Below are 17,828 nucleotides of genomic sequence, written 5' to 3'. Positions count from 1 at the left end.
CTGCCGATCAGTACTTCGGCACGCCGTTGTCCACGTCTTCCGACCAGGCGTTGATGCCGCCGGTGACGTTGAACACCTTGGTGAAGCCCAGCGCACGGAACTGCTCGGCGGCCTGCGCGCTGCGGCCACCGTGGTGGCACATGAACGCCAGCGCCGTGTCCTTCGGCAGGGCTTCCAGCGCGGCGCGGCCGTTGCCGTCGAAGCTCTTGAACGGCACGCCGACGGCGGCGATGGCGCGTTCGTCAGCCGGGCGCACGTCCACCAGGGTGATGTTGCCGGCGCGCACCAGGTCGTCGGCATCGCGAACGCTGATTTCCTGCACCGGCTTGGGCGCGTTCGGGTTGTCGATGGCCAGGCCCTTGCCGCGGATGTCGTCCACCCAGTCGATGGTGATGCCGTTGGCGCGACGGGCGCTGGCCAGGTCGAACTGCACGCGCAGGCCGTTGGACTCGGCGGCGATCGCGCCTTCGTCGTGCGGGGCCAGCTGGAAGTTCGGCTGGAAGCCAGCGTCGATGGTCAGCTGCAGCGCGGCGCCCGGGGCGTCGGCCAGCGCGCCCTTCAGCATTTCCACGGCAGCCGGGGTCACGGTGATGCTCGGCGGGGTGCGGTCCGGCGCGGCCAGGCCCAGCACGCTGCTCAGCTCGCCGCTGGCGGCCATCTGCAGCACGATGTCGCTGCCGCCGACCAGTTCGCCGTCGATGTACAGCTGCGGGATGGTCGGCCAGTCGCCATAGGCCTTGATGCCTTCACGGATTTCCTGGTCGGCCAGCACGTTGACGTGGGCGAACTCGACGCCGAGGTCCTGCAGGGCGCCCACGGCCTTGGCCGAGAAACCGCACTGCGGCATCGACGGCTGGCCCTTCATGAACAGCACGACGCGGTTGTCGTTGAGGATGGATTCGATGCGCGAACGCAGGGCGGGATCGAGGGACATGGACGTCGGGGTTCCGGGAATTCGAATGATCAATTCTACCCCCGGCGGCATCGCGCGGGATGAGCAGGGCAGGAACATTGCGTCGCATCGCCCCACGGCGCGGTGGGGGCTGCCAGGCCCGGGGTGTCGCAGCCGGCCCTGATCCTGGCCCGGGCCACTCCGCTGGGGGATGTCAGCCGGCGCGGCCGAGCAGGTGCGCGGCCACCGGCAGCGCCCGTTCGCTCCACAGCGCGTACATCCGCGCCGAGGGATGCAGGCCATCCTCGGCGATCATCGCCGGGTCCTCGCCCTGGGCGCGGCTGATGTCGGTGATATCGACGAAGGCCACGTTGTGCTGGGTGCTGATCACCTCGGCGGCCGCGTTGAACTCGTCGGTCTCGATCTCGACCGCGGCCAGGTCACGGCTACTGCCAGCGCCGAACGGGGTCGCGCCCCAATCCGGGAAGGACAGCACCAGCACCCGCTCGGGGCGACCGGCGGCAAAGCCGATCGCGCGCTGCAGCAGGGCTTCGAACTGGGCGCGGTACTCGTCCAGCGGGCGCCCGCGGTACTGGTTGTTGACGCCGATCAGCAGGCTGACGAAGTCGAACGGGCCCTGTGGCGAAGCCAGGTCGATACCGGCGTCCAGTTCATCGGTAGTCCAGCCGGTGGTGGCGATGGTCTGCGGGTCGGCCAGGTCCACGCCCTGCGCGCGCAGCGCGGCGGCCAGCTGGTGCGGCCAACGGCCTTCAACCGCAACCGCTTCGCCGATGGTGTACGAATCGCCCAGCGCCAGATAGGACAGCGCCACCGCTCAGGCCACCGAACGGCGCGGCTTCAGCGGCACGACCTTGGTCGCGTCCTCGGCACGTCGGGCCAGCACGCGGTCGATGCGGGCGAACACATCGCGCATCACCGAGGCTTCCGGCATCAGGGTCACGCGGAAGTGGTGGCGGTAGGGCACGTTGAAGCTGGAACCGGGCACCACCAGCACGCCTTCGTTGTTCATCAGGTCCAACGCGAAGTTATGGTCGTCGAAGCCCTTGGCGGCGGCGCCGACCACGGCCGGGAACGCATACAGCGCACCGGCCGGCGCGACCAGCGACAGGTGCTCGCTGGCTTCGCAGGCCTCGATCACCGCGCGCCGGGTCTCATACAGGCGGCCACCGGGCGTGCACAATTCGGAAATGGTGTCCGGGCCGTTCACGGCGGCCTCGATGGCGTACTGGCCGGGCACGTTGGCGCACAGGCGCAGCGCGCCAAGCAGGTCCAGCGCTGCACGGAAGTCGCCGAGCCGGGCATCGTCGCCGCTGAGGTGGGCCCAGCCCACGCGCCAGCCGCAGGCGCGGTGCACCTTGCTCAGGCCGCTGAAGGTCAGGCACGGATGATCGCCGGCCAGCGGCGCGACCGGCTGGAACACCGCGTCGTCGTAGAGGATCTGGTCGTAGATCTCATCGACCAGCAGCAGCAGGTTGTGGCGGCGTGCGATCTCCACCACGCGTTCCAGCAGTTCGCGCGGATAGCTGGCGCCGCTGGGATTGTTCGGGTTGATCAGCACGATGGCGCGGGTGCGCGAAGAGACCAGCGTCTCGATCTCGCTCGGGTCCGGCTGGAAGCCGTTCTCCGGCGCGCAGCGGTAGTACACCGGGCGGCCATCGTTGAGGATGGTCGAGGCCGACCACAGCGGGTAGTCGGGCGAGGGCACCAGCACTTCGTCGCCCGGGTTGAGCAGGGCGCGCAGCGAGAGGTCGATCAGTTCGCTGACGCCGTTGCCGAGGAAGACACGGTCCGGGTGCGCATCGGGCGCGCCACGGCGGGCGTAATAGCCGGCGATGGCTTCGCGTGCGACCGGCAGGCCCTGCTGGTGGGTGTACGGGTCGGTGCGGCCCATGTCGTCGGCGATCGCGCGCTGCAGGTGCTCGGGCGCACGGAAGCCGAAGGCACCGGGGTTGCCGATGTTGAGCTTGATCAGCTTGCGGCCCTGCGCTTCCAGCTCCCGGGCTCGCCGCGCCAGTTCTCCGCGGATTTCGTAGCGCACTTCGGAAAGGCGCTCGCGGATGGCCAGGGGCTTGGGCGAGGGGGTGGACATGGGGGCTGGGCCGTCAAAAGGCATGGGGTTTCCATCCTACCGGAATTGCTGCAATGCATGGCAAGGGCGCGGGCCTGCCGTTGCTGGGCTGGCAGGGCATCGGGCCGGTTAGAATGGCGGCGATGACCCAGACCCCCGATTTCACCGCCCTGCAGACCATCGGCTGGCCCTGGCCGGGCCCGGCGCAGCAGGCCGACTGGCAGGCCGCGATGGCTGCCCATCCGCAGGCCCGCCCGGCGCGGGTGATCGAACAGCACCGCACCCATTACGTGGTGGCCGACGGCCCGGATGCATCGATCAAAGCCGAGTCGCTGCCGGAATGGCAGCGCCCGCGCTTCCCCAGCCATGAGCGGCCGGCGGTGGGCGACTGGGTGCTGCTTGATGGCATCCGGATCGTCGCCCTGCTGCCGCGCCGGACCGCGATCAAGCGCGGTGCGGCCGGCGAGCATTACCACCAGCAGGTGATCGCGGCCAACATCGATACGGTGTTCATCGTCTGCGGCCTGGACGCCGACTTCAATCCGCGCCGTATCGAACGCTACCTGCTGCTGGTTGGCGGCGGTGGTGCCGAACCGGTGGTGGTGCTGACCAAGGCCGACCAGACCGAATACAGCGAAGACGCACTGGCGGTGCTGGAAGAACTGGAGATGCAGGGCATCGCGCTGCATGCGATCAACGGCCTGGATGCCGACAGCGTGGCGGTGCTGCAGCCGTGGCTGGGCCCGGGCCGCACGGTGGTGCTGGTCGGTTCTTCCGGTGCCGGCAAGTCCACGTTGACCAACACCCTGCTTGGCGAGCAGCGGATGAAGACCAATGCGGTGCGCGCCAACGACTCGCGTGGCCGCCACACCACCACCCATCGCGCGCTGATGCCGCTGCCGACCGGTGCCTGCCTGATCGACACCCCCGGCATGCGCGAGTTGAAACCGACCGGCGAAGAAACGCTGTCCGAGGGCGGCTTCGCCGATATCGAAGCACTTGCCGCACAGTGCCGCTTCAACGACTGCAAGCATCAGCAGGAGCCGGGCTGCGCCGTGCGCGCAGCGATCGACGCCGGTGAGATCGAAGAGAGCCGGCTGCTGAACTACTTCAAGCTGAAGGAAGAAGTGGCCGCCGCGGCCGCCAAGCTGGCGGTGCGCCAGGCCGAGACCGCGCAGGAGCGCGGCGGCAGGAAGGGCAAGGGCCAGCAGTTCCGCCCGGCGGGCAAGCCACGCCGGCGTTGAGCCGTTTCTGGTAGGTGCCAACCTTGGTTGGCACGAATGGATCCGAAGCCCGCCTCTGCCTGCCCTTGGTAGGTGCCAACCTTGGTTGGCACGGAATATGTCCGACGCCCGCCTGCGGGGGGTGCCAACCAAGGTTGGCAGCTACCAACGCGCGGGCTGGGCGTTATAGTCCGCGCATGGAACCGACCGCGACGCTGGACCGTGAGGTGGCCCACCATGCAGCGCTCGATGCGCGCCTGGTCGAGGCCGTGGGTGGCATCCGCCTGCTGGGCCTGACCAGCTGGCCGGCGACGGTGCAGGCACCGTTCCTGGACAGCGTGGCGCGCGGCCAGCCGGTGCTGCCGAAGGTGGACTATCCGCGGTTGGATTTCAGCGAGGAGCGCAGCGCGCTGGCCGCGATCGCCGCCGACTGCGACGACAGCCATCCACTCGGTCATTACGTGCGGCAGTCGGCGCAGAGCTGGGACCTGGCCGCGCAGCTGCTGGAGGGGCTGGGCACCGCCGCCGTCGATACCTGTTCGGTGCAGCTGTTCGGCGCGCCCGAGCAGCCGCTGCCGGGCAATGGCCCGAGCACGCGCGAAGCGGCGCGGCACTTCATCCAGATTGCCGCCGAACTGGACCACGAACTGCTGGCGCCGGAAGAGCAGGTGCCGGTGTCGGCCATTGCCCTGCAACTGCAGCTGCAGAACGACCTCGATGCCTTCTTCGAATCGCGCATCATCCAGGTGCAGCTGGATCCGGAGCTGGTCTCCAAGGCGGCTGCCGGCCCGACCCGCATCCGCCTGCGCACCAGTGCGCGTTTCAGCGCCTACGACCGCGCGCAGCTGTTCCACCATGAAGCACTGGTGCATTCGCTGACCGCATTGAACGGCCGCGAACAGCCGGTGCTGCCGAGCCTGGCGCTGTCGTCGCCGCGGGTGACCGCGACCCAGGAAGGGTTGGCAACGTTCGCCGAACAGATCACCGGCAGCATCGACATCGAGCGCCTGAAACGCATCAGCCTGCGTACCGAAGCGATTGCGATGGCGCGCGAAGGCGCCGATTTCATCGAGGTGTTCCGCTATTTCTGCGATGCCGGGCAGAACACCGAAGAAAGTTTCGCCTCGGCGCAACGCGTGTTCCGCGGCGTACCGCCCAGCGGTGGCCTGGCCTTCACCAAGGACACGGTGTACCTGCGTGGCCTGGTGTCGGTGCACACCTTCTTCCGCCATATGCTGGCCGAAGACCGGCTGCAGGTCTGCCGCTGGTTGTTCGCCGGCAAGATGAGCCTGACCGATGCGATCGCGTTCGCGCCGCTGTTCGAGAGTGGGGTGCTGAAGCCACCGCGCTGGCTGCCGCACTGGGTGAGCCGGGCGAACGGACTGGCCGGCATGCTGGCGTTCTCGTTGTTCGCCAACCGGATACGGATGGACCAGCTGGCGCCGGAATGAAATGCGTTGGCGGACCCGCCAGCGCCTGCCTGCTATCGGTGGGGAGGAGGCGGGGCACCCTGGCCAGGACACGCAAAAGCCCCTCCATGGTGCTCGATGGCGCCATCCATGGCGCCAACGGTCCTGGCCAGGGTGCCCCGCCTCCTCCAGACAGTTTCCCGCGGGCGCGGTAGCAGGTACGCCGAAGGATTGCGCTTGAAAAGCAAAGAGCCGGGCAATGCCCGGCTCTTTGCTTTTGCTCCTCTTTGCCTTCCGCACCGTGGCGCGGGAAACCTTCGAGCAGGGTTGGATGGGCCGGCGCAGGACCGTTGGCGCCATGGGCCAGTCGCATGCGACTGGCGGGTTGGGCAGGACGCCCAACCCCGGTCTTGCCGTGTGCGCAGGACAGCGCACGCGAGCAAGGCGCCATCGAGCCCCCAAGGATGGGTTTACGGCGTGTCCTGCGCCGGCCCATCCGGCCCTGCCCCGCGATGACAATCAAGACGCCGCGGGGCAACGCTTCTGACTTAGAACTCCGCCGCCACCGTCATGAACACCTGACGCGGCGCGCTTGCATGGATCGCATAACGCGTGCCGTTCGGATCGGTCGGTGCGAACGAGCTCAGCTGGCCGGCATAGCGCTTGTTGGTCAGGTTGGTCGCGTTCAACGACACCCGCACGTTGCGCAGGCCGAAGCCCGGGCCGAAGTCGTAGCCTGCACCGGCGTCGAAGGTGGTCACGCCCGGCACCGACTGATCGTTGGTGTAGGTGTAGTAGCGCTTGCCGGTGTACTTGGCGCGCAGGCTGGCGAAGAAACCATCACGGTTCCAGCTGATTTCACTGGAGGCCATGCGCTGCGGCGTGTCCACGGTGATCTTGCCGGCCACTGGCACGATCGCACCGCCCGAGGTGTAGTCATCCTCGTAGGTGGTCTTGTTCCAGGACAGCGCGTTGTACCACTGCAGGCCGTCGATCGGCTTGAGGATGAAGGTCAGCTCCGCGCCGTGGCTCTTCACCGAGCCGACGTTGATGAAGCGCGTCACGCACTCCGGACGCGTACCCACCTCGATGCTCGAGCAAGGGTTCAGCGACAGCAGGCGGTTGTCGAACTTCACGTTGTAGGCGGCGATGGACGCCTGGTACTTCTCGCCGAAGGTGCGGAAGCCGGCTTCCAGGCTCTTGGACTTTTCCGGCTCCAGCCCGGCGCTGGCCGCGAACGATTCCGGCGAGACCTGCAGCGGGCCGCCGCTGCCGCCGCCGACGAAGGCAGCAATGTTCTCGGCGTACGAAGCGAACAGCTCGTTGTTGGCGTTGAGCTTGAAGCCAAGGCCGACCTGCGGCAGCACCGATTCCTTGGCGGTCAGCGTGCCCGAGGCGATGCTGGTCTCCACGCCCGGGTTGGCGGTGGCGCGCATGCGGGTGTTCGGGCTCTTGATGCCGACGTCCACGGTCAGGCGCTGGTCCAGGAAGCGCATGCGGTCCTGCACGTAGAACTGGCGCGTGCGGATGTCGAAGTCCTGGTTGAACAGCAGGCGGTCCGGGTTCTTCAGGTACAGGTCGTCCAGGAACGGGCCGCTGATGTAGTAGAAGTTGCGCGAGACGTTATGGTCGTTCTGCTCGAACCACAGGCCGGCTTCCAGCTCGTGGATGCCCACCGTCCACGACAGCGCGGCGGTCAGGCCATCGCGGTTGATGGTGTAGTTGGTGCTGCGGATCGAGATCGGCAGCATCTTGTCGGTACCCGGGTAGGACGGCTGGCCCGGCGCCCACCAGTGGCCCTGGCCACGGTTGTCATGATGGTAGGCCAGCAGCTTCAGGCGGCCCTGCTCGCCCAGGCGCAGGTCGGCATCCACCGAGTACAGGTTGTCGTCACGCAGCGCACGGCTCTGATAGTAGGCGTCGTCGATGCTGCGGACATTGCCGCTGAATTTGCACTTCGAAGCATTGAAGGTACCGGGCGCGCAATACGCGGCGGCCACGGCGCGATCCCAGTCCGGCGCGTAGATGTTCCAGTCATAGCCCAGGCCGCGGGCCAGCATGTCCTTGGACAGGTAGGCGTAGTTGGCCTGGCTGGCACGCGAGGTCGCCACGAACGCACCGAAGCGGTGGTCGCCGACATTCCAGACCGCCTTGGCGTTGAACTGGCGCGTGGTCTGGTTCTGGTGCGGCGCGGCCCACATGTCCTGGTCCTGGTGCACGCCGGACACGTAGGCCGAGAAGCCGTTGATGTCCCCGGTATCCACGCGCAGGTAACCACGGCGCTGGTTGTTGTCACCCACGGTGACGCTGGCGCGGCCGCCGAACTCGGTGGACGGATCCATCGAGAAGTACTGGATGGTGCCACCCAGGTTGCTGGTCGAGGCTACGCCCAGCGAACCGATGCCCTGCGACAGTTCGGCGCCGGCCAGGTTCTCGGCGATGATCGCGCGGGCGATGCTCAGGCCGTTGTAGTTGCCGTAGCTGTTGTCGCCCAGCGGGATGCCGTCCAGCGTGTAGCCGAGGCGGCTCTTGTCGAAGCCACGCAGGCTGATCGTCTGCGATTCTTCGTTGGCACCGAAGGCATCGTTGGACTGCACCGACACGCCGGGCAGGCGGTCGAGGATCTTCTGGCCGCTGGTACCCGGCGGCAGCACCTGCTTGTCGACCGCGGTGATGCGCTGCACCTGGCGGGTCTCGCCCTGGCCGATCACGGAGACGGTATCCAGCGTCTGCGCGCTCAGTGCGGCATCGGTGCTGGCATTGGCGCCGGCATCGGCCACGGTGGCGGCATGGGCGCTGGCGGCGGAAAGCGCGATCGCCACGGCGATCGTCAGGTGTCGGGTCTGCATGGTGGTCCGTTGCATTGGGGGTGGTCACCGGCATGCATGCGCGGTGCATGGCCACTATGCGAACGGAACATGAAACCTTCTTTACGAAAAACCAACGAACGGTGCACGCGCGTGATGCGTGTCCAGCACTACCGACGACAAGGCGGGATCAGAAGCGCTCGCCGGGCCAGCTGAACCTGAGCTGGGTCATGCAGTCACGATCATGTTCGGAGAATGAGAATCCGATCTGGATTCCGCTTATCACGGTGCCGAATACCGTCGACTCGTCCAGGCTATGTCCTGATGGAACGGATAGAACACTGAAGTTGGGGAAGCGGCGACCCATCTGCTTTCGCGAGATGCAGGCGCCGCCCAGCGAGAGCGTCACGCCTTTGATGATTCGCCCGGAGGCATCGGTATGGATCTGGCCAGAAGGCCCTTTGATCCTTCCGGCGACCACGAATGGCGCCAGATCGATGGTTGCGCTGTCGCCTCGGCCCATTCTTGCTTCCGAACGCGAGTTGGCCGGAGCCAGTGGTGATAGCTGCACGACAAGGTCAGAGCGTGCCAGCTGCGAGGACCAGCGCTCCACCAGCCGCCATGTTGCGTCCGCCTCCTCTGCACTGGCGGCGGGCGTGGCTGCTGTCGCAGAGCCGGCAATCAACAGGCTCAGGAGCAGAAGAAGTTCAGGGACGGGCTGCGATCGCTTCATCGTAGATCCTGCCGTAGAAGTCGTTGTAGTTCTCGCCGGTGGTTGAAGTTACGTTGTTGTCGCAGAACAGCTTTCCCACCTGCCGGTCCAGTTCTTCACCGCCAGCATCGGCCCGTGCGATGAGGCTGGGGCCGTTGGACGCCGCCACACCGATGTCGTAGTACCCCAGGCTGGTTACCAGAAGCTCGCTGCGCGCGGTGAGGTTGTTGAGTACCGCTTTCCCCTCCATGGTGCAGAAGTGCTGGATGAACGCACTTCGGGTACTCAAGGCGATGCCGTCGAAGTACAGTGCGTGCCCGACTTCATGGGCAATGGCTGCGATCCGGAAGTAGTAGCCCGCAATGTCGGAGGAATCGCAGTCGAAGGACTGGATGTAGATCCGGATGGGATCGCGATTGGTATAGGACGCGGGCGCCCAGGAGAAGGTCCACTCCGGATGCCCGGTGATCTGTGCATCGAGAGTGGGGGCACCTGGTATCAGCCAGTCGGGGCAGCCCAGACCCGTGATCACCCGCATCGGCGGGGGCTCCGCCCGGGCCTGTGTCGTCAGCAGCGTAGTGGCGACCACAAGAAGCGCAATCAGCAATGCACGCATGCCAACCTCCTTGATCCGCGATTCCAGCCGTTGGTCCATCAGGCTCAGTGAGCGTTGGCAGGTATAGCATCGGTTCTGCCGATGTATCGGGCAGTGCGTCCCAGAATTGCAGAAACAAAATGGGGCCGGATCCCCCTCGCACGCGAAGGTTTACCGGCCCCGCGCACTCCGTGGGGGAGGCAGTCCACGCGTTGCGTGGAAGCGGGCTCACCCCATGTACAGGCCGCCGTTGACCGGGTAGTCGGCGCCGGTCACGTACGAAGCCTCGTCCGATGCCAGCCAGGCCACCAGGCCCGCCACTTCCTCGGGGCGGCCAAGGCGGCGCACCGGCACCGATGCGGCCAACCGGTCCAGTACATCCGGTGGGAAGCTGCTGATCGCCTGGCTGGCGATGTAGCCCGGCGACAGCGTATTGACGGTGACCCCGCGCGAGGCCACTTCGGCGGCCAGTGCACGGCTGAAGCCATGCATCGCCGCCTTCGCCGTTGCGTAGTTCACCTGGCCGATCTGGCCCTTGTGCGCACTCACAGAGCCGATGTTGATGATGCGGCCCCAGCCACGCGTGGCCATGCCGTCGACCACCTGCTTGGTCAGGTTGAACAGCGAATTGAGGTTGGAGGCGATCACCGCGTTCCAGTCTTCCACCGTCATCTGCCGGAACAGCAGGTCGCGGCTGCCGCCGGAGTTGTTGACCAGCACGTCCACTTCACCGACTTCGGCACGCACCTTGGCGAACGCCGCGCTGGTCGAGGTCCAGTCGGTGGCGTTGCCTTCGGACGCGATGAAGTCGAAACCCTGTTCGCGCTGTTCGCGCAGCCAGTTGGCCTTGCGCGGCGAATTCGGCGCGCAACCGGCGACCACGGTGTGGCCGCTGCGGGCCAGGCTCTGGCAGATGGCAGTACCGACACTGCCCATGCCGCTGGTGACGTAAGCGATTCGAAGCGTCATTGCAGAAGGCTCCTTGGTAAGGGGTCAGGCGGCGAGCGGATACAGGCCGAACAGCAGGCTGCCGACCATCAGCAGCATCGAGATGGCGATGGCCCACTTCAGGGTGAACTTCTGGTGGTCGGCGAACTCGACCTTGGCCAGGCCCACCAGCAGGTAGGTGGACGGCACCAGCGGGCTGAGCAGATGCACCGGCTGGCCAGCCAGAGACGCGCGCGCCATTTCCACCGGGGTGATGCCGTAGTTGCCGGCGGCCTCGGACAGGATCGGCAGCACGCCGAAGTAGAACGCGTCGTTGGACATGAAGAAGGTGAACGGCATCGACGCCACCGCGGTGATCACCGCCAGGTACGGCCCCCACGACTCCGGAATCACCGCCAGGAAGCTGTGCGACATCGCTTCGACCATGCCGGTGTTGTTGAGGATGCCGGTGAAGATGCCGGCGGCGAAGATCAGCGAGACCACCGACAGCACGTTGCCGGCGTGGTTGACCACGCGGCGGCGCTGTTCGGCCAGGTTCGGGTAGTTGATCACCAGTGCGATGGCGAAGCCGACCATGAACAGTACCGGCATCGGCAGTACGCCGATGATCAGTGCGGTCATCAGCGCCACGGTCAGCGCCAGGTTCACCCACAGCAGCTTCGGGCGCTTGATGTCTTCGGCGTCTTCCACGGTCGGCAGCGGGTTGCTGTCGTCGGACACGCTGTTGTCCATCCAGCTGCCGCCCTTGGGCAGGGTCACCACGCCCAGCCGGCGGCGTTCCTTCAGGCCCAGGTACCAGGCCAGCAGCAGCACGCCGGCACAGGCGATCACCATCGACGGGATCAGCGGCACGAATACATCGGCCGGGTCCACATGCAGCGCGGTGGCCGCGCGTGCGGTCGGCCCGCCCCACGGGGTCAGGTTCATCACGCCGCCGGCAAGGATGGTCACGCAGGTCATGTTCAGCGCGTTCATGCCCAGCCGCTGGTACAGCGGCAGCATCGCCGAGACGGTGATCATGTAGGTGGTCGAGCCGTCGCCATCGAGCGAGATCAGCATCGCCAGCACCGCGGTGCCGAGCACGATCTTCATCGGATCGCCCTTGACGAAGCGCAGGATCACCCGCACCAGCGGATCGAACAGGCCGGCATCGATCATCACGCCGAAGTAGAGGATGGCGAACATCAGCATCACGCCGGTCGGCGCGATCTTCTTGATGCCTTCCAGCATCATTTCGTCGATGTTGGCGCCGAAGCCGCCCAACAGGGCGAAGATGATCGGGATGGTGATCAGGGCGACCAGCGGCGACAGTCGTTTGCTCATGATCAGGTACATGAACGAAATGACCATGCCAAAGCCGAGGATGCTCAGCATCATCTGCGGACTCCTTGCGAAAACAGGACGTGGGGGAGTGGAAGCGGCCCGGGCGGCGTGCCCGGGATGCCGGGCTTAGAAGTCGTACTGCAGGCGGCCGGTGACCGCGCGCGTGCGGTCCACCGTGACCCCGGCCAGGCGGTCGCGGTTGCGGCTTTCGATCACGTTGAGCATGAAGCGCAGGTTGTCGCGCAGGTACCAGTTGCCGCCCAGCGTCCACGCTTCGGTGCTGCCACGGCGCAGGTCGGGCGCACCATCGAGATGCTGCGCGCCCCACATCTGGTCGTAGCGCAGCGCCACCTCGAAGGCCCCGGCCTTGTGGCGGATGTCCTTAACCCGCGCGAAGCGGCCGGTCTTGCGGTCGTAGGCGCGGCTTTCGCCAGTGACGAACCAGCTGAGCATGCCGTAGGCGGCCATCACGTCGCCGCGCTGCGCACCGTCATCGAAGGTGGCACCGCTGAACTCGCCCTGCCACGACAGCGGGCCGCGGACCTGCGCGTACTCCAGCGACCACTTGTTGACGTCGGTATCGCGGCCGGCGGAGAAGTCGACCAGGGTCAGGCGGCTCTCGTCGGACAGATGGCCAGCCGGGCGCGGGCGGATCTTCAGGCCCGGAACGCCGTTGGCACCCGGGTTGTCATAGGCTTCGCGGGCCAGCGACAGGCCCAGGTGCAGCACGTCACCGTCGCGGGGTGAGGGCGCCCAGGTGACCCGGCCGCCGGCGGCGCGGCCCTTCACCTGCCAGGCATCGATGCTTTCCAGGCTGTAGACGCTGGCGGCCCAGGTGAAATCACCCGGATTGGCCTGCCACGACGCGCCCAGCCGGTACAGCGGTGCCAGCGTGGTGCCGGCGTTGCCGCGCTCCAGGAAGCTGCCGTAGTTGGAGCTGGTGCGGTCATCCAGCGAGAAGTACTGCTTGAACTGGCCCACGGTCAGCTTGCCGGCCTTGCCAAAGCTGCGTGCCAGGTACACGTCCTTGGCCTCGACACGGTCGCCGGAGAAGTCGGCTTCCAGCTTGTAGTCGACCACGAAGAACTTGCCGGACACATCGACCCAGGCGCGGCGGATCTCGGTGTCGTCCTTGTTCGGCGTACCGCGGTTGTCGTTGTCGAAGGTGGCGAAGTCCAGGTGCAGGCGGCCACCGAGGGTGGCGGTGACCGGACGGTCGTCTTCGGCGAAGGCCGGCGCCGACAGGGCAGCCAGAGCCATCATGGCGGCAGGACGCCGCCAGGCAAACGTGAATTCCACAAACCCTCCCAGGTGCGCGCCAGGCGCGCGGCAATCGTGGGCACCGGACGGTGCGCGGCCGCAGTCTGGGTCGCCGTAGCTGTCATCGTCCTGTCAACGGTTTGTGCGCTGCAGCGTAAATGGTCGCCAGGCAGGGCGCGGCGGGTGCATCCTGCGCCATGCGGTAGCATTCGTTTCCCCTCCCACCCGTGTGCCCATGCGCCTGCTGCTGGTCGAAGACAACCCGGATCTGGCCGATGCGATCATCCGTCGCATGCGTCGTAGCGGCCACGCCGTGGACTGGCAGGCCGACGGCCTGGCCGCGGCCAGCGTGCTGCGCTACCAGAGCTTCGACCTGGTGGTGCTGGATATCGGCCTGCCCAAGCTGGATGGCCTGCGCGTGCTGGCCGGCATGCGCGAGCGCGGCGACAGCACGCCGGTGCTGATGCTGACCGCGCGCGACGGCATCGAAGACCGCGTGCAGGCGCTGGATGTGGGGGCCGACGATTACCTGGGCAAGCCGTTCGATTTCCGCGAGTTCGAAGCGCGTTGCCGTGTGCTGCTGCGACGCGCACGAGGCCAGGCCAGTGAAGTGGTGCAGATTGGCGGTTTCCAGTTCGACAACGCCGCGCACCGGGTCAGCCTCGACGGTGAGCCGATCGAACTGCCGAACCGCGAGTACCGGCTGCTGGAGATCCTAGTCGGCCGCCTTGGCCAGGTAGTGGGCAAGGACGAGATCGGCAACGGCCTGTTCGGTTTCGACGATGAGGCCGGTCCCAATGCCATCGAGCTGTACGTCGGGCGCCTGAGAAAGAAGCTGGCTGGCGCCCCGTTGCGCATCACCACCGTGCGCGGCGTCGGCTATCTGCTGGAAGCCAGTGACGGCAGTGCCGACACCGATGGTTGACGCGCGCGCTGCGAACGCCGCACCGGGGTCGCTGCGGCGTACGCTGCTGCTGTACCTCGGCGCGTTGCTGGCGGTGTTCGCGGTGGCGCTGCTGTTCGCCGCGCGCGACTACGGCCAGCGTGCCGCCAACCGGTCCTACGATCACCTGCTGGTGTCTTCGGCACTGTCCATCGCCGATTCGGTGGCGCTGGTCGATGGTCAATGGCAGGTCGATCTGCCGTATGCGGCGCTGGACCTGCTGGCGATGGCGCCGGAAGACCGCGTGTTCTACAGGGTGGCCGACAACCGCGGCAACCTGATCACCGGCTACGGCGACCTGCCGGCGCCGCCGCGCCGGCCCGGCACGCAGCCGCAGCTGTTCGATGCTCCCTACAGCGGCGAGACTGTGCGTTTCGTGGTGGTCGGCCGCAGCTTCGCGGCGGCCTCGGCGCAGGGCGAAGTGCAGGTACAGGTGGGCCAGACCCGGCGCGCGCGCGAAGCTGTGGCACAGGACATGGTCAATCGCGCGCTGCTGGCAATCGGCGTGCTGTCCGGGCTGCTGCTGGCGCTGGTGGCCTTCGGCGTGCATCGGGCGTTCCGGCCGCTGGTGCGGGTGGAGCGCGAGCTGTCGCGTCGCGAACCCTCCGACCTGAAGCCATTGGACGCACGCGTACCGCGCGAGATGGACCAGATGGTGGCCGCGTTGAACCGCTTCATGGAACGCCTGTCCAGCAGCAACGAGACGCTTCGTGCATTCATGGCCGAGGCCGCGCACCAGATGCGCACGCCGCTGGCCGCACTGCGCGCGCAGGCACAGCTGGCGCTGGATGACGACGACCCGGAGGACATGCGCCGCAGCCTGCAGGCGATCGAGCGCAATGCCACGCATATGAGCCGCCTGCTCAACCAGCTGCTCAGTGATGCCAGCGTGATCCACCGTTCCCACCTGCAGCGCTTTGCTGCGGTGGACCTGGCCGAGACCGTGCACCAGGCCCTGCACGAAGCCCTGCCGCAGGCGGGCCCGGCACCGCGCGTGCAGCTGGCGATGACCGCTGAACCCGTGCTGGTGCACGGGGATGCACTGCTGCTGCGCGAGGCGATCAAGAACCTGGTCGACAACGCGCTGAAGTATGGCGGCGACGGTTCATTGCAGATCGCGTTGACCGTGGAGGGCGGGCAGGCGGTGCTGACCATTGCCGATCACGGTGCAGGCATCGCGCCCGCCGATGCCGAACGCGTGTTCGAGCGCTTCGCGCGCGGCGAAGGCGCGCCGTCCGGCGGCGCCGGGCTTGGCCTGGCCATCGTCAAGCGGGTGGTCGACAGCCACGGTGGCCGCATCGACCTCAGCAACCGCCCGCAGGGTGGGTTGGTTGCCACCATCCGCCTGCCTCGGAGCAGCTCATGATCCGTCTGTTCGCCACGGCCATCGCCCTGCTGCTGACCCTGCCGGTGCTGGCCGCGCCGGGCGACGTGCGTCGTTTCCCTGCGCAGGGAAATGCCACCGCTCAGCTGCGCATCCACGGCACCACCGACATCGAAGTGTTCGCGGTGGTCATCGCCGATTACCAGCGCCTGCATCCCGGCACCGAGGTGGTGTACGAGGACATCATCACCCAGGACCTGTACGCGCGTTACCTGCACGACCGTGCCGGGCCAGCGTCGCCTGACCTGCTGATTTCCAGCGGCATGGACCTGCAGACCAAGCTGGTCAACGATGGCCATGCGCTGCCGCACCGCTCTGCGCAGACCGCGGCGTTGCCGGCGTGGGCGCAGTGGCGCAGCGAGGCGTTCGGAATCAGCTACGAACCGGTGGTGATGGTCTACAACACGCGCACGCTGCCGGCCGCGAAGGTGCCGCATACGCGCCGCCAGCTGTTGGACCGGCTGCGTGCCGAAGGTGCGCCGCTGCGCGGCAAGGTCGGCACCTATGACATCGAGCGCAGCAGCGTGGGTTACCTGCTGGCCACCCAGGATGCACAGCGTGGCAGCATTGCCGGCGCACTGCTGGGTGCTCTCGGCGACAACGACGTGGTGCGTGAGGAGCGCACCGGCGTGCTGCTGGACAAGGTCGCCAGCGGCCAGTTGTCGCTGGTCTACAACGTGCTCGGCTCCTACGCGCAGGCGCGCATCGATGCAGTCGCGCCGCTGGCCATTGTCGAGCCCGAGGACTACACGCTGGTGGTGCTGCGTACCGCGGTGATTCCGCGCACCGGCCCGCACCCTGAAGAAGCGCGGCGCTTCCTCGACTACCTGCTGTCGCCGCGTGGCCAGCAGGTGCTCTCGCGCGAGGCACGGCTGATGCCGATCGTGACCGGCAATGCGCGCAGCGATGACGCGCCGGGACGCAGCCGCCGCCCGATCCAGCTCGGCCCCGGCCTGCTGGTGTACCTGGATGCGCTCAAGCGCCGCCAGTTCCTCGACGCGTGGCGCAGCAGCGTCGAGCCGGCAGGGCGCTGACGCGGCGGCCTGCCCGTACAATGGCGGCATGAGCGAATACACCATCCTGATCGCCGACGACCACCCGCTGCTGCGTTCGGCGGTGGTGCAGTCATTGCGGCAGAGCCTGCCGCTGGCACAGGTACGCGAGGTGGCCAGTGCCGAGGCCCTGGCCGAAGCCCTCGACGCGCACCCGGATGTGGACCTGGTGCTGCTCGACCTGACCATGCCCGGCGCACACGGTTTCTCCGCGCTGCTGCACGTACGCGGCTCGCATCCGGATATTCCGGTGGTGATCCTCTCGTCCAACGACCATCCGCGGGTGATCCGCCGCGCGCAGCAGTTCGGCGCGGCCGGTTTCATCCCGAAGTCGGCCCCGGCCGAGACCATCGGCGAGGCGGTGCAGGCGGTGCTCGACGGCGGCCTGTGGTTCCCGGCGATGGCCGCCGAGCGCTCCGAGGCCGACGCGCTGCTGGCCAGCCGCCTGGCCCAGCTGACGCCGCAGCAGTTCCGCGTGCTGCTGTGCCTGGCCGATGGCCTGCTCAACAAGCAGATCGCCTACACGCTGGGGCTGGCCGAGAACACGGTGAAGGTGCACGTCACCGCAATTCTGAAAAAACTCGAATGCCACAGCCGCACGCAGGCAGCGGTGCTGGTGAAGGCGCTGGAGCCGGAAGGCGACGCCGGCGCCGGGCTGTAGTTTCCAGCCAACGGCGCAGCCCCTCGTGGGTGGTGTTTGGGTTGGTCGCTGAAAGCCGAAGCCGCGAGTGGGCCGGTCGGGTCGGGTGCGCGGGGGACGCCGTGAATCCGTCCCTGGAGGCTTGGCAGCCGCATCCATGCGGCTGACACCCCCGCGCACCCAACCCGACCGGCCTCTGACAGATTTCGGTGGCCTGCACCCACGGAAAAGAAAAAGAAGATCAAAAGCGGGTCGCGCGCTGCGCTTGCTCGTGTAGAGCCGAACGTAGGCTCAGCTCTACAAAAGGCGGCCTGCCAGGCTGCTTTTGATTTTGATCTTCTTTTTCTTTTCCGTGGGTGGCAAACATCCGGAATCTGTCAGCGGCCGGGTGGGTGGGTAGTGCGGGGTGTCCGCGGCATGGATGCCGCGGCCAAGCCCCCATGGACGGGTTCACGGCGTCCCCGCACTACCCACCCACCCGGCCAGCCCTCAGCAATCCGGCTTTCCGCGACCAACCCAAACCCACCCACGAGGGGCTGCGCCGTTGGCTG

At 67.2% G+C, this 17,828-nt stretch carries 15 protein-coding genes; 6 read left to right on the top strand and 9 right to left on the bottom strand.

Going from position 1 to position 17,828, the window contains the following annotated elements:
* Window positions 1-7: 7 nt before the first annotated feature.
* From grxD to VN11_RS18205, 3 genes are all read right to left on the bottom strand, one after another.
* Complete coding sequence (gene grxD, locus VN11_RS18215) at window positions 8-934, bottom strand: Grx4 family monothiol glutaredoxin (protein ID WP_049455915.1); 927 nt, start codon at window positions 932-934, stop codon at window positions 8-10.
* Between the two features lie 172 nt (window positions 935-1,106).
* Complete coding sequence (locus VN11_RS18210) at window positions 1,107-1,724, bottom strand: SGNH/GDSL hydrolase family protein (RefSeq protein WP_053450758.1); 618 nt, start codon at window positions 1,722-1,724, stop codon at window positions 1,107-1,109.
* A gap of 3 nt (window positions 1,725-1,727) precedes the next feature.
* A complete protein-coding gene (locus VN11_RS18205; RefSeq protein WP_053450757.1) occupies window positions 1,728-3,002 on the bottom strand; it encodes a pyridoxal phosphate-dependent aminotransferase in 1,275 nt (424 codons plus the stop codon).
* 113 nt (window positions 3,003-3,115) lie between these two features.
* Between VN11_RS18205 and rsgA the strand changes: the two genes are divergently transcribed.
* Both rsgA and VN11_RS18195 read left to right on the top strand, forming a co-directional pair.
* The gene (gene rsgA / locus VN11_RS18200; protein WP_008265397.1) at window positions 3,116-4,225 is read left to right on the top strand and encodes a ribosome small subunit-dependent GTPase A; all 1,110 of its coding nucleotides are present in this window, start codon (window positions 3,116-3,118) and stop codon (window positions 4,223-4,225) included.
* A 176-nt stretch (window positions 4,226-4,401) separates the two neighbouring features.
* The gene (locus VN11_RS18195) at window positions 4,402-5,655 is read left to right on the top strand and encodes a flavohemoglobin expression-modulating QEGLA motif protein (RefSeq protein ID WP_053450756.1); all 1,254 of its coding nucleotides are present in this window, start codon (window positions 4,402-4,404) and stop codon (window positions 5,653-5,655) included.
* Window positions 5,656-6,161: 506 nt separating this feature from the next.
* Here VN11_RS18195 and VN11_RS18190 read toward each other — a convergent pair.
* The 6 genes from VN11_RS18190 to VN11_RS18165 form a co-directional block, all read right to left on the bottom strand.
* Window positions 6,162-8,462 (bottom strand): TonB-dependent receptor, encoded by a 2,301-nt coding sequence (locus VN11_RS18190; RefSeq protein WP_053450755.1) that lies wholly within the window; start codon window positions 8,460-8,462, stop codon window positions 6,162-6,164.
* Window positions 8,463-8,610: 148 nt separating this feature from the next.
* Window positions 8,611-9,153: a hypothetical protein gene (locus tag VN11_RS18185; RefSeq protein WP_053450754.1), complete on the bottom strand. Its 543-nt coding sequence runs from the start codon at window positions 9,151-9,153 to the stop codon at window positions 8,611-8,613.
* Window positions 9,128-9,748: a hypothetical protein gene (locus tag VN11_RS22795; protein WP_230078921.1), complete on the bottom strand. Its 621-nt coding sequence runs from the start codon at window positions 9,746-9,748 to the stop codon at window positions 9,128-9,130. The genes VN11_RS18185 and VN11_RS22795 overlap by 26 nt, the downstream gene beginning before the upstream one ends.
* A 207-nt stretch (window positions 9,749-9,955) precedes the next feature.
* Window positions 9,956-10,696: an acetoacetyl-CoA reductase gene (phbB, locus tag VN11_RS18175; protein ID WP_053450753.1), complete on the bottom strand. Its 741-nt coding sequence runs from the start codon at window positions 10,694-10,696 to the stop codon at window positions 9,956-9,958.
* Between the two features lie 24 nt (window positions 10,697-10,720).
* Window positions 10,721-12,049: a CitMHS family transporter gene (locus tag VN11_RS18170; protein WP_053451378.1), complete on the bottom strand. Its 1,329-nt coding sequence runs from the start codon at window positions 12,047-12,049 to the stop codon at window positions 10,721-10,723.
* A 75-nt stretch (window positions 12,050-12,124) separates the two neighbouring features.
* A complete protein-coding gene (locus tag VN11_RS18165; RefSeq protein WP_008268165.1) occupies window positions 12,125-13,261 on the bottom strand; it encodes an OprO/OprP family phosphate-selective porin in 1,137 nt (378 codons plus the stop codon).
* A 232-nt stretch (window positions 13,262-13,493) separates the two neighbouring features.
* Between VN11_RS18165 and VN11_RS18160 the strand changes: the two genes are divergently transcribed.
* The 4 genes from VN11_RS18160 to VN11_RS18145 are packed head-to-tail and all read left to right on the top strand — an operon-like array spanning window position 13,494 to window position 17,298.
* Entirely contained in the window at window positions 13,494-14,183 is a 690-nt protein-coding gene (locus tag VN11_RS18160) for a response regulator transcription factor (RefSeq protein WP_053450752.1), read from the top strand.
* Window positions 14,176-15,567 carry a sensor histidine kinase gene (locus VN11_RS18155; RefSeq protein ID WP_053450751.1) on the top strand — a complete coding sequence of 464 codons (1,392 nt, stop codon included), beginning with the start codon at window positions 14,176-14,178 and terminating at the stop codon, window positions 15,565-15,567. The genes VN11_RS18160 and VN11_RS18155 overlap by 8 nt, the downstream gene beginning before the upstream one ends.
* Window positions 15,564-16,619 (top strand): ABC transporter substrate-binding protein, encoded by a 1,056-nt coding sequence (locus tag VN11_RS18150; protein WP_053450750.1) that lies wholly within the window; start codon window positions 15,564-15,566, stop codon window positions 16,617-16,619. Before VN11_RS18155 ends, VN11_RS18150 begins: the two co-directional genes overlap by 4 nt.
* A 28-nt stretch (window positions 16,620-16,647) precedes the next feature.
* Window positions 16,648-17,298 (top strand): response regulator, encoded by a 651-nt coding sequence (locus VN11_RS18145; protein ID WP_008268765.1) that lies wholly within the window; start codon window positions 16,648-16,650, stop codon window positions 17,296-17,298.
* The last annotated feature ends 530 nt before the right edge of the window (window positions 17,299-17,828 follow it).

The sequence above is a fragment of the Stenotrophomonas maltophilia genome (genome assembly GCF_001274595.1).
Taxonomy (GTDB): Bacteria; Pseudomonadota; Gammaproteobacteria; order Xanthomonadales; family Xanthomonadaceae; genus Stenotrophomonas; species Stenotrophomonas forensis.
Note: the sequence above shows the minus strand (reverse complement) of the source record. Positions and strands in the feature narration are given on the sequence as shown.

Excerpts from the sequence above, each read along its gene's own strand:
- grxD (WP_049455915.1), bottom strand. The coding sequence starts at position 934 with ATGTCCCTCGATCCCGCCCTGCGTTCGCGCATCGAATCCATCCTCAAC.
- VN11_RS18205 (WP_053450757.1), bottom strand. The coding sequence starts at position 3,002 with ATGTCCACCCCCTCGCCCAAGCCCCTGGCCATCCGCGAGCGCCTTTCC.
- rsgA (WP_008265397.1), top strand. The coding sequence starts at position 3,116 with ATGGCGGCGATGACCCAGACCCCCGATTTCACCGCCCTGCAGACCATC.
- VN11_RS18195 (WP_053450756.1), top strand. The coding sequence starts at position 4,402 with ATGGAACCGACCGCGACGCTGGACCGTGAGGTGGCCCACCATGCAGCG.
- VN11_RS18190 (WP_053450755.1), bottom strand. The coding sequence starts at position 8,462 with ATGCAGACCCGACACCTGACGATCGCCGTGGCGATCGCGCTTTCCGCC.
- VN11_RS18185 (WP_053450754.1), bottom strand. The coding sequence starts at position 9,153 with ATGAAGCGATCGCAGCCCGTCCCTGAACTTCTTCTGCTCCTGAGCCTG.
- VN11_RS22795 (WP_230078921.1), bottom strand. The coding sequence starts at position 9,748 with ATGCGTGCATTGCTGATTGCGCTTCTTGTGGTCGCCACTACGCTGCTG.
- phbB (WP_053450753.1), bottom strand. The coding sequence starts at position 10,696 with ATGACGCTTCGAATCGCTTACGTCACCAGCGGCATGGGCAGTGTCGGT.
- VN11_RS18170 (WP_053451378.1), bottom strand. The coding sequence starts at position 12,049 with ATGCTGAGCATCCTCGGCTTTGGCATGGTCATTTCGTTCATGTACCTG.
- VN11_RS18165 (WP_008268165.1), bottom strand. The coding sequence starts at position 13,261 with ATGATGGCTCTGGCTGCCCTGTCGGCGCCGGCCTTCGCCGAAGACGAC.
- VN11_RS18160 (WP_053450752.1), top strand. The coding sequence starts at position 13,494 with ATGCGCCTGCTGCTGGTCGAAGACAACCCGGATCTGGCCGATGCGATC.
- VN11_RS18155 (WP_053450751.1), top strand. The coding sequence starts at position 14,176 with ATGGTTGACGCGCGCGCTGCGAACGCCGCACCGGGGTCGCTGCGGCGT.
- VN11_RS18150 (WP_053450750.1), top strand. The coding sequence starts at position 15,564 with ATGATCCGTCTGTTCGCCACGGCCATCGCCCTGCTGCTGACCCTGCCG.
- VN11_RS18145 (WP_008268765.1), top strand. The coding sequence starts at position 16,648 with ATGAGCGAATACACCATCCTGATCGCCGACGACCACCCGCTGCTGCGT.